This window comes from Paenibacillus sp. FSL K6-2862, from assembly GCF_038005125.1.
GTDB lineage: Bacteria > Bacillota > Bacilli > Paenibacillales > Paenibacillaceae > Paenibacillus > Paenibacillus illinoisensis_A.
In genome coordinates, this window is sequence record NZ_JBBOSN010000002.1 from 225,826 (window position 1) to 237,390 (window position 11,565).

Sequence of the window (11,565 nt, forward strand, 5' to 3'; positions counted from 1 at the left end):
TATGTCACGATATATTGGTATTGATCTAGGAACAACGAATTCAACTATTAGCGTAGCTCATTTAACAACAAGAAATGATATTGAAACGAAGACTCTGGAGGTTCTACAGACGGATGACCGAGGAACTTCCCTTATTTCGGACCAAATTCTGCCTTCTGTCTTGTATATAGATGCATCAGACACCCCTTATGTTGGTCGATATGCAAAACATATGAATGGATTTTTCCCCAACTCCGTGTTCAAGGAAGCCAAACGAATCATAGGTACAGACAAAGGATGGACGATTAATGGAAAAAAATTAAGGCCAGAAGAGGTTTCCTCAGCAGTATTGTCTACTTTGCGGGCATCTGCAGGAGATTACTATGGTGATAAAAACATAAATAGTGTTGTGATTACAATACCAGCAAACTTTGATTTCCAACAACAAAAAGCTACCAAGACAGCTGCAATCTTAAGCGGTTTCGATGAAGATAAAATTCATATGATACCGGAACCAACAGCTGCATTAATCGACTTCTTGAATGATGAAGAAAAACTTGATCCTTCGGAAAGACGCATCAAGTTTGACACAGGTAAAAAGAATCTCATGGTTTTTGACCTTGGAGGGGGGACGTGCGATGTTTCCATTCTTCAAGTCTCAAATAATTCAAATGGAAAACTAGATATACAAGAAGTATCCATTTCTCAATATACCGAATTAGGCGGAGTAGATTTTGATAATGAGATTGTAAAAGAACTCTTTAAAATTTTTGCTAAGCAGACTAATTTGAATGCGAAGCAAATACAAACAAAATATGGAAAAGAAGTGGTTACTCAGTTACTTGCAAATCTGTTGGATATCGCAGAAAAAGCAAAAATGAAGTTTTCTACAACGATTGAATCTCGCTTACGTACTGAAGGAGAAGATTACTTTGATGTCAAAGGGAAATTCGACAACATTTCCTTTGACGGGGCAGTAACATCCGAGTTACCTGAGGAACTGGCTGCAACTTTTAAAATCACAAAAAAAGAATACGACATGATGATTAATAAGTTGTTGTATGCCAATGAAACGAATGCAAAGAACATCGAATCACCAATTAAAACTGCGCTGGATAGCAGTATTATTGGAAAACTAAGTATTGACGATATTGATGCTGTATTTCTGGTGGGTGGAATGACCTTATATCCAACGATTCAAGAACGAATTTATGAAATATTTAATCGCCGTATCAAACCAATACGCTCTGTGAATCCGATGGCGTCCGTTAGCCGTGGTGCTGCCGTTTATCATTACCGCATCAATGAAATCAGCTTGAAAAGCAACAAAAATTATGTTGCAGATTCGCCAAAACAAGATCGTGGAATTATTGTTAACACTGTTCCGAGCAATATTTATGTGGATGTTATAGGTTCAGATCCAGTAACTCTACTAGAAAAAGGTACGAAACTTCCATTTGAGCGGATTATACAAGATTCTTTTATTGTAAACGGACAAGACAATCATAAAGAAGTTACAGGAATGAAGTTAGAGTTGTTCTCTGCTCCCTATGCAAAATCATTACATGTTAGGAAATTGAAATCAGCAAAAATTGATTTTAGAAGACCTGTACAAGCGGGTTCGAAATTGGTTCTCAAAATCTATTGTAATGAGGAACGTGAAGTTTCTGTAAAAGCATGGCTTGAAAATGATGAAACCGAAGTGATTGATGTAAATATTGGTTCTCATGAGTTTACGAAAGAGGAAATTCAAGAACTGCAAGAACGTCATAAAGCATTGAATAAAATTAAATAATGGAGTGTGAATTATGGCTATATTGGATCGTATGAGTGGCGATACCTTGGAAAAGTTAAAACAGCTCAAGTTAGATAACCCAAACCAAACGCAAGATGAAAAACAAGTCATGAATGAAGAGGAAGAACAAGCATTAAGAGAGGAAATTTTAAGACAGATTGATGAGGAGCAAGAGAATGATGAAATTAATTTAGACCTATTTTCCACTTCTGTTTCTCTAGACGGAAGTGAGAGCATAGTTGAAGTTGATTATTATGGAAGAATTGGTTATGTAGATATTTCATTTGAATCATTAGATGAAGATATAACTGAATTGGAATATCAAGAAATTATACAAGCTATAGAAACGGTGTCCTATAAAAATGATGAGAATGTATGGAGACAATCAATTAAGACGATTGAACGTTTTGGAGATCGTGCAATAGTTATTCTATTTAGAGAATGTAGAAAGTTTGATCTCTCTGATGAAAAAAGAATATCTATGATAATTCAACTACTGAATCGATTAACGAACCGCAGTTTGAAGGGGCGACGAACCATCAAAGCGATCTTGGAAAACGCTAATATTCAACAACATGTAAAATTCGCCTTGCTTGCAGCGGGTTCCATTCGTGATAAAGAAGCTGTTGATGGAATTATTCACCGGTTAGAAGATCCTGAATATTTTAAGTATGCCTTAGATGCTTTATTTAAACTTGCTCCGAAAGATAAGATTGAAAAAATCATGAAGACAATAAGTGAAATTGATCTAAGACGAACGGATTTGATTGAGTATGCGATCATTCAGGCTCATCAGTTTGTTCAGTTTGGACCTCAATCTGTGAGAACCATTTTTGATTTATATCTTAAAAATGATAAGAAACAACTACAACCGATTTACTCAAGAGCCTTACAAGCGTTTAAAGAAGATGCAATCCCTATGTTGAGAGAAGTGTTATATGAAACGAAAGACGATAAAATCCTTGTTTCTATTTGTAAAACGTTAGGTTCTTTGCGTATGACACACTCTACCAACATTCTATTAGATGCATTAGAAAAATTTCCGGAAAATCAACGGGCAGTGATTAAGGGGTTAGGGTTTACTAGAGACCAAGCAGTATCGCCTTATATCATCGAAGTATTAAAAGAATCCAATAGTATTCACATTAAGCAAGAATGCTTACTTACCCTTGCTTTTGTAGGTCATCGGAGCGAACAAGTAAAGGCCCAAGTGCGCCATTACTTAAAGGACCGTTCTTCTTCTTTATATTTAGATGCTTTAAATTGTCTTGTCATTCTTGGGGACATAGATTCGATGCATGAATATATTAATTTGCTAGTTAAAGGAACGGAAAGTGAGCAATATGCTATTCAAAAGCATATGGGTAAGTTGCAAGCATTTCAACAAATCAAACTTGGAGAGGCTCTCTTGAGACATACTGATGAAGAATCAGTGCTCATTGTAATGGGACTTCAAAAGTCAAACGTGTTAGATCAACGTTTAGGTCTTATCTTAGAAAAACGTTTAGAAACTGCCAGTCTTCCTTCATTACGTATCGAAATATATAAGTTGATCGGTAAACATGTGAATAAGAAAAAAGAATTATTACCACAAAAATTTTTGTATGATGCGAAATATAAAGAAACGAATCCGAGAGTAGTAAGAGAATTGGAACAGATCATAAGTTCGATGAAAAAAACATCGGGTCATCTATCTGTTTTAAGGGGGTAATCAGAGATGACAACAAGAAAGAGACCATTAAAACGGTATGCCTATATAACACTAGACAATATAGGTGAGTTAGGTAATGATTATCTAGATTTCATACTACTCGAACAGTTTTCTGACAAAGAATTGCAAGTCATAATTGCTACTAATCCGACTTTACTGAAAGCATTGAAACTAACCAAGACCAAAGTTCTTAAGGGACAAGTAAATATAGCGGATTTGCGTGTGGAACTATCTAACAATATGAAATATCACTATGAGTTCTTTAATAAGATAGTTACGACATTTATGAATAATTCTGAAGGGGAAATTAAAAATTTATTGACCCAATCGGATGCACCAGAAGCGACTGTATTTGCAAGTTTCCCTAAAATGTGTGAAAAAGAGGAGATAGACCTAAGTCTTGCAATTAACACCTTACGTTTTTACAAAAACGGTCAATATAAAGAGTATATTCATCCGATATATCAGTTTGTTTCCCGTCATGGTCATGAAGAGAAGGAAGTGGACGAAGTAGCAGCTGCAAATGAAAACATATCACTTACTAGAGAAGAACACAGCACAGTAGAAACAGAAATCCAATCATTAACAAGTGGAGATAAAGATGATGATTTTGAGGATGTCATTCCTATCGTTAATTCGCTTGAGAACTTACTTCATGACTTAAAACAGAAAGTGAATCAAGCGAATTCCTCATATAAGCGAATGGATGTATCTTATTATGAAAATTTAGAGGAATTATCTAATTTTGATGACTTAGTGATAAAGAAAGACAAAGAAATAGAAGAATACAAGAAGCAAATGAAAAATTGGAATAAACAAACAATAGGGTATACTACAGAAATTAGTCAGCTCAAAAAAACTAATGTAATATTGCAAGAGAAAATCGATAATCAATTAAAAGAACATGGCAAAACGTCTCAATCCTTGGGGGAATTACGCAAAGAAAAAGAAGCGCTACAAGCAGACAATGATACATTAAAGCGTAAATTGGTAACCTATGAGAAGAATCAAGAGAAGCAGCAAAATTTGATTACTGCCCAGCTCCAGAAAGAATTCAATCAAAAACACATAGCCAATCAGCTCGTTCAAGATCAACTCAGTCATCAGGTTGAAGTGTTGTCTAGACAATTTGAGGAAAGCTCTCTGGCGAATCAGGCTCTTCAAAAAGAAGTGGTTGAATTAGAGCTGGTACTTAAAAAAATTAGAATAGAAAATGAATTGATAATTTCTGAGCGCGATGATCTATCCCAAAAGCTTAATGAAAAAGAAGGTTTGAAGAGCTCATCAGTATTGGAAGGCGAGAATGATGATGTCAAACATGTTGAAGTCGATGACTTGTTTGAATTTGTAAATTTCAATAACCAACCAAGTTAAGACAAGAGCAATAAATTTCGAACGCCATACTCTTTACTGCCCCTCACTCAAGGGTTTGCTATTCTTCCACTAGAACTAAAAAAGAAGTGGCGGAATAGCAAACCCTATTTTTATTTTTATATAATTGGAATAGTAATTACAACCCAAGCATCGAGATTTAGAAAGTATATCTTCTGATTAAAATTAGTGATACCTCGGATAAGAACTACGACGAGACAAGCGTTTGAGTAACCTGTTCCGAATTTGAGACGTACAAGTATTCTCTTATGTGAATAGATAGAACAGTAGTATCGGTCACTATATCTTTATTACAAACTAATTATAAATCAAGTTAACTTCGTGAAAAAAGCATAAAAAACGTGATTTAATTATACGTGTTTGCACGTATTCAAGCCCCTCTACCTGCTCCTTTGCCCCGTTCACACCCACCTACCTGCTACTTCCCACTCACAAACCATAACTTTCACTCTCGATCGATACTCCACCCAGTTCATCCATCCCCATGAAGCAAATATATCCTTTATTTAGTTTCTATCCCTTTAATTTATTTCCACATATCTAGTCACGGATAACTCAAACCATATAAATTACACGCACTAAGTTACATTATTTACCAAACTATTCCCTTACCATTGTGACCGGTTTTCGCGAGCCGGTCACGCCCCCATTCAATCAAAACTGCTACTTGATCCGTATATAGAAGTAGAATTGCACGCCTGTTATAAATCCGTACCTAGCCAAAGAATAAACACGGATCTAGTAACTAATGATGCGTCTAAGTCACTAAATGCGGTTTTCTAGATCCAGACAACGTATGGGGTTGAAAAGGTGAGGGGAGGTAAGAAAGAAGAGGGGCATGATGCAGAGCACGGAAGATATAAGCGTGTAAACACGTAAGTTGGGGTCACGTCGTTTGTGGTATAATAAGGGTAGAGATTGGTGGCTGTTTGCGGGGCTGGTGGGCTTGTTTTGGGTTTAACATCCCCTCCCCTATCGAAGTTGCTTATTTTTAGCAGTAATAAATATACCTAATGGCACGAAAAAAATGACTTCAATCACTCTGGAGGTAATTACTTATGCGAGAAGCTGTTCCTAAAGTAGATAAGCTGTCTTCCCTTGGTTATGTTGTTAAGGTTCAACATGTTATCGATTTTTTAGTGCTCGCTGAACTGCAGTCTGGCCGACGGTTTGGCAAAGAACTGGATCAGGTGATCACCAAGACGTTAAAGGGTGTCGGCGTGAATGACTCTTATCTTTCTCAAAGGCTTAAAAAGCTTGCTGAAAAAGGTCACGCTCATAGTTACTGGGATAGTGATAACCGTTATTACCGCTATTATGAGATTACGGAATCCGGGATTGAATACTTTAAACAATTGCAGCGAGACTTACCAGAGCGCGTCGCCCTAGCACAGCGGGTATATAAGGCTTTCGACTCTACGTTGAAAAAATTCGAGTAAAAGGTATCGGCTGTATCTAAACAATAGTAGTTAGTATTACCTGACCAAAAACAACGAAATCAAATAAGTCTGCCTTGTTGAGGCAGACTTATTTGTGTGATTCGTTATTTATAGGGAAAATTAGATTACCAATAAATTAAAAGTTACAATTAAATGCATCAATTTGTTTTGCATCTATTCCAAAATAAGATGGGAGAGGTGATCCTGGTGGCCAAACGTATCCTGCAACGGATGTTGGTCCAATAAAGGTAGGAAAGAACCACATTTGATTCCCATTACTCAGCCAAACATATGTCCACTTGTAGATACAACCAAACATACTCGGTGCATCAATGGCATACGCTTGCGGTGGCTTTTGAGGAATGTATGATGGAGGCTGTGTCGTTGGTGCAGCTCCTTGGCCGGCTGATTGCTGAGGCATTTGTCCTGGATTAGAGCCAGGGTACATTGGGGTCACAGGCGTTGGATAATAACCGGGAAACTGACCAGGAGGAACCATCGGTGGCTGACCAGTAGGGAACAATCCTGGAATAGGAAGCTGTCTGTGCATCGTTTGAAAAGCTAAACTATTCAAATAGCAGTTATAACAATAAGGATAATAATGCATATTAATACCTCTCTTCAGATGTTTTAGTCGAAAATCAACATTGTACTGAATCAATACCTTTATTGGTCGTTCAGCAATTTATCTCCTTATCCAACGATTCCCTTCAACAGTTACTCCCAATTCTTAGTTAGATTATGGTCAGCAGCCCAAATGTGTGAATGCCGAATCATAAATGTGGTCGATTATGTATTCTACACGTTTCATTGCAATTTAATATCAATACTCTACGGATCCATTGTGAGACCTAACATATGATATTATTATCGAAGTAATAACATACGTTCCAGGAAATACTAGACTGGTTCAAGTAAATCATTATTTACCTGGTGAGAATGATCCACTTAATCCTATATTGAAATTGTACGAGGAAAGGAAAGATGCTAATGGAACGGGATTATAAGGATATTGTAGCTGAACTGAAGAAGACCTTTCCTAAAGATACGGTGAAATTCCGAAGTGATAACCATAGACCGTATATTCCTAATCAGGTGTATACGGACCGGGTGGAGTCTGCTACAGAGAGTCGTTGGAACCTGGAGATTAAAGAGCTTGAGATTAATGTTCCTCATCGATACGTGAAATCAATCGTACAAGTGCAGATTGATGCTCATTTCCGAGATGGATATGGATTTGCAGTCATTCCAGGGGATCCTTCCAAAGATCCGAGTAATATCAACACAGCCGTAGATAAAGCGGTGAATGAGGCCTTTCTGACCGCCTTAGATAGTTATCAGATGGGGTGGAGGGACCTTGCACCATATAAGATGAATGACTGGGCGGGAAACCCGGCTCTAAATCATTTATTAGAGCAGGCTAGTCCTGGCGAACAAGCGGTAGTGTCTCAGCCTCATATGAGGACTCACCGGCAGTGTTTGGTCTGCGGAAGAGCCCTAACCGAGGATGAATGGGATCTGCTGGGACAGGTGCCTAACTTGAACCGTGATAAGATGACATATTGCTTTGATCATTTACCCAATCACCTGAAACGTAAGATCGATAAAGCAACACTTCAACAATTTGAAAAGAAAAGTACAGACGAATAAGACTGCAGGCGAATCTATCGTGAACGGAATAACGTGAAGTACGTATAGGAGGGTATGACTTTTGCTGAAGAAGTTCCGCTTCTGGCTTTTCTCTCTCAGTTTGTTGATATGTGTTTATAATGCAACTGGATTTGACGATAAAAACTTACTATTATTTCTCACTAGTCCACATCTCTTGTTGTTAGTAGATTACTCCCGTTATATTCGAGCCATCGGCAACGAGGAGATTCAGATGTTGATTTGGTATGTGATTAATGTCATTGGTTGGTTTTTGCTCGGCTGGCTTATCGATGGTTTCATCGCCAGACTAAAACGAAAATGATCCTACGCCAGTAGGTATATAATTAAATTTATAGGCGTATCCGTACTATAGAGAATTCTCTATATGATCTTGGCTAAAACATTCTTATTTAGCCAGAAAACAATAGCAGATACGATCACCTTTAGATAGGAGGGGGATTATGACAAACCAGATCAACCTTTATGTAGATGATCTCAGAGACTGTCCAGAAGGTTTCGTTGTGGCTCGTAGCTATGATGAAGCCATACATATTCTTCAAACAAGTGAGGTTAACATTCTCACGCTAGATCACGACTTAGGTGAGGATGTAAATGGAAATGAGTTGCGTAACGGGTATGACCTAGTGAAGTACTTTTGTGAACATGGTTTGAAGGCTAAGAAGATCTACATGCATACCGATAACCCGGTTGGACGTAAAAATATGTATGAAACTTTACTAGCTGCTCAACGAAGAGGGTTTATCAACAAAGATATAGAAATTTATCATTATCCGATTACATTGAATAAGTACTCCGGATAACTTCAGGACAAGTGATAATCTATTTCGTACGAATCATACTGGGTGGACAGAAGAAATTAAAACTTCAATTAACTTGACCTTTTATCCACTCCAACAATGAGGAGATAATAAATGATTGATATTGAGAAACTATACAAGAAATACCTGACCCTAGAGATTCCAAATCCTTTCACATTAGAACAAATTCATAACAGGCTAACTGAAGCCTATTATGCTGAACAAGTAGATCTCGATGTCTTTTCAAGTTTAAGGTTTGATCCTGAAGCAGGCTTTGATCAAGCTCTTGCTGCGTATGTTTTCAAAGATGAGAGAGGCATCCAAAAAATTTTAAAGCTTAACAACAACGAGGAGATACATGAACCTTACGAATTTGCTTGGATCATTAATTCAACGCTGCAAGGTTTTTCTCACATGTTGGTTCTTGAAATCGATGTGCTTCGAGGAAAAATAGAGGAAGAGGAAATGTATTTAGGAAATCTTCCGTTCGAAGAGTACTTAATTACACTCTATTTGACGGGACACATTCAATTTGAAGATGACTTGTGCATTGACAAGTTGATGGCTCGTTTCCGGGAGGGTTACCGCCTACGTTACTTCGGTATGCAAAATGGTGATGAAAAGTATTTATATAAATAACTTTAGTTCTTGTTATTAGAAGCTCTTTCTTAAGAAAGGGCTTTTTTATGTTTGTATAAACTTGAACGTTGAGAGTAAAAAGAACAAGACTATTCGCTTCTAATTCTCAACGTGTACATATAGGAATTCACAAGGTTTATTTGTTACGACTTATGACTATTGCGTTAGGACACACGACCAGTTGATATTAGAAGACCTTAATTGGACTAAACACAGTGGACCTGCAGAAAGTAACCCACCGGAAAACTCGATAGATTAATTTATCTCTAGGAATATCTTCGTATGAATTGGGATATAAATAGAATTAACAATATATCAAATTGAGGGAGTGTTCTTAATGGAGACACGTAAAGATAGTTGGGACATTGAAGCAGATCTACTTTTATCTCAAACTGTACTAAAACATATTGAAACGGGAAGCACCCAGTTAAAAGCTTTCGAAGAAGCTAGCGAAAAGTTAAATAGATCGAAGGCAGCGTGTGGATTCCGTTGGAATAGCGCCTTGCGTAAACAGTACGAAAAAGATATTAAGGAAGCAAAAAGAACCCGAAGCCAAAATAAAACTGATGGCAATATCGTATCCATTACTAACACGCATACGGATCCTGCAGTTACATCTCAAAAGAAAGTTGCAAAGGGCAAAGAGAAGGTATCCGTAGAAGAGAATATCGTTCGTTCCATTGAAGCACCAACTCAATTGAATCACGATTTTTTAATTACCTTTAATGAGGTTATGGATCAACTGGGTAACAATATAACCGTGTTAAAGCAGATGACTATCGAATTGGCCGAACGTCTTGAAGAGGCAAATGATCAGAATAAGAAGTTAAAAAGTGACTATGCCAGTCTACAAAACGAAATCATTAATGCTGTTGACATGAATGTTCTAATTAGACTGGCCGATAAGGTATCTAATAAGAATATAGGACAAATCACGGGTTGATGCCTTAAACTTTGGTTGTAATTAGAGAGAAGCCCGATACAAGATAACTTGTATCGGGCTTTTTTCAATATGTTCAATACCTTTGATACAAACCAAAACTGCAAGGTTAACCGTCTGTCTTAATCTTATTAATATGTTCCGCTCGTTTACTTGCATCTGTTATATTTGCAAATCGAAGAGATTCATATATTTGTTGAACCTCCACATTATTCCGAAGGGCTTTTTGAGTTGTCATTTTAACTCGAACAATCTTACGGCTTATGAACTCAGAAAGTTCAGTATCGTAAACGATCAGTTCATTTGATTCTATTTTACGGAGCTCTGGATCAATGCTAAAACGGCAACGCATTGTAAAAGAAACCATTGAAATGTACAAGAGGTCTGAGTATTCAACTAAAACATGTTCTAGAGCTTTGATATGACCATAGTTTTGCTTCAGTGGGTTATACATATTAAATCTATTGTTCACACGCCAATACTTATCTTTGCGTGAACCTTTGATTTCACCGTTGTAGTTCTTGGTTTCAATAACGAATAGACCAAAAGGGGAAATAACAACATGATCTATCTGAGAGTACCCTGTTCTAGATTTGGGGTTATTGATCATAATATCGCTTATGTATTTTATATCCTTGGGCAATTGGTCCAGCTGAATGTTTATTTTATGCTCCCCTAGATCACCAATTCTAGAGGGATCAATTCTAGATTTATTAGCAGCAGTTTGCGCAGTAGAACTGCTCTTAGATATTGAATTCGTTTTAGTGGTCTTATCATTTTGAAGCATAAACCAGCTTTTTATTGTTTTAAACATGGAAGCAACTCCTCCACTTTTTTTATTATATCGGTTGTTTGGTTTCAACATCTTAGAATTGATTTCAATTCTAAGACAAGACCCAGTACTATCCATTAGCGAGCCAGAAAGTTTCTTCTCAAATTTTTTTCGATTAATTCTCGAAACTATTTTAATTAAAATTTTTGAAAGAATACCTTCTCTGCCTAAGAAATGAACAAGGAGATTAAAGCACATAATATTACATAAAGAAGATTTAGATACAAATAAAAAAACCTACAGAGAGCTATGAGCCATATTTAGAGAGGATCACATACGTCTCCCAATTTGTCGAAATTTCAGAAGGATAATGTTGCACATAAGTCGAAATGATTATTAGGTGTGTAATGCTAAAGACCTAATAAAGAAA

The 11,565-nt window shown here is 36.9% G+C and carries 11 protein-coding genes; 9 read left to right on the forward strand and 2 right to left on the reverse strand.

What is annotated here, in order from left to right; genetic code table 11:
• Position 1 precedes the first annotated feature (1 nt).
• The 4 genes from MHB82_RS30865 (at position 2) to MHB82_RS30880 (ending at position 6,316) form a co-directional block, all read left to right on the forward strand.
• Positions 2-1,774 (forward strand): Hsp70 family protein, encoded by a 1,773-nt coding sequence (locus MHB82_RS30865; RefSeq protein ID WP_341176914.1) that lies wholly within the window; start codon positions 2-4, stop codon positions 1,772-1,774.
• Positions 1,775-1,787: 13 nt separating this feature from the next.
• Complete coding sequence (locus MHB82_RS30870; protein ID WP_341176915.1) at positions 1,788-3,485, forward strand: HEAT repeat domain-containing protein; 1,698 nt, start codon at positions 1,788-1,790, stop codon at positions 3,483-3,485.
• A gap of 6 nt (positions 3,486-3,491) precedes the next feature.
• Complete coding sequence (locus MHB82_RS30875; RefSeq protein WP_341176916.1) at positions 3,492-4,859, forward strand: hypothetical protein; 1,368 nt, start codon at positions 3,492-3,494, stop codon at positions 4,857-4,859.
• Positions 4,860-5,935: 1,076 nt separating this feature from the next.
• Positions 5,936-6,316, forward strand: coding sequence for a helix-turn-helix transcriptional regulator (locus MHB82_RS30880; protein ID WP_183524202.1), 381 nt, complete (start codon positions 5,936-5,938; stop codon positions 6,314-6,316).
• Positions 6,317-6,452: 136 nt separating this feature from the next.
• On the opposite strand, the gene MHB82_RS30885 is transcribed toward MHB82_RS30880, so the two are convergent.
• Positions 6,453-6,977, reverse strand: a complete 525-nt coding sequence (locus tag MHB82_RS30885) for a hypothetical protein (RefSeq protein WP_341176917.1) — start codon at positions 6,975-6,977, stop codon at positions 6,453-6,455.
• 329 nt (positions 6,978-7,306) lie between these two features.
• Between MHB82_RS30885 and MHB82_RS30890 the strand changes: the two genes are divergently transcribed.
• The 5 genes from MHB82_RS30890 (at position 7,307) to MHB82_RS30910 (ending at position 10,366) form a co-directional block, all read left to right on the forward strand.
• Positions 7,307-7,966, forward strand: a complete 660-nt coding sequence (locus MHB82_RS30890) for a hypothetical protein (RefSeq protein WP_341176918.1) — start codon at positions 7,307-7,309, stop codon at positions 7,964-7,966.
• A gap of 61 nt (positions 7,967-8,027) precedes the next feature.
• Complete coding sequence (locus MHB82_RS30895) at positions 8,028-8,288, forward strand: hypothetical protein (RefSeq protein ID WP_341176919.1); 261 nt, start codon at positions 8,028-8,030, stop codon at positions 8,286-8,288.
• 139 nt (positions 8,289-8,427) lie between these two features.
• Positions 8,428-8,787 carry a cyclic-phosphate processing receiver domain-containing protein gene (locus MHB82_RS30900; protein ID WP_341176920.1) on the forward strand — a complete coding sequence of 120 codons (360 nt, stop codon included), beginning with the start codon at positions 8,428-8,430 and terminating at the stop codon, positions 8,785-8,787.
• A gap of 111 nt (positions 8,788-8,898) precedes the next feature.
• Positions 8,899-9,423, forward strand: a complete 525-nt coding sequence (locus MHB82_RS30905; RefSeq protein ID WP_341176921.1) for a pyruvate kinase — start codon at positions 8,899-8,901, stop codon at positions 9,421-9,423.
• 337 nt (positions 9,424-9,760) lie between these two features.
• A complete protein-coding gene (locus tag MHB82_RS30910; RefSeq protein WP_341176922.1) occupies positions 9,761-10,366 on the forward strand; it encodes a hypothetical protein in 606 nt (201 codons plus the stop codon).
• A 106-nt stretch (positions 10,367-10,472) separates the two neighbouring features.
• On the opposite strand, the gene MHB82_RS30915 is transcribed toward MHB82_RS30910, so the two are convergent.
• Entirely contained in the window at positions 10,473-11,177 is a 705-nt protein-coding gene (locus tag MHB82_RS30915) for a nuclease-related domain-containing protein (RefSeq protein ID WP_341176923.1), read from the reverse strand.
• Positions 11,178-11,565 lie beyond the last annotated feature (388 nt).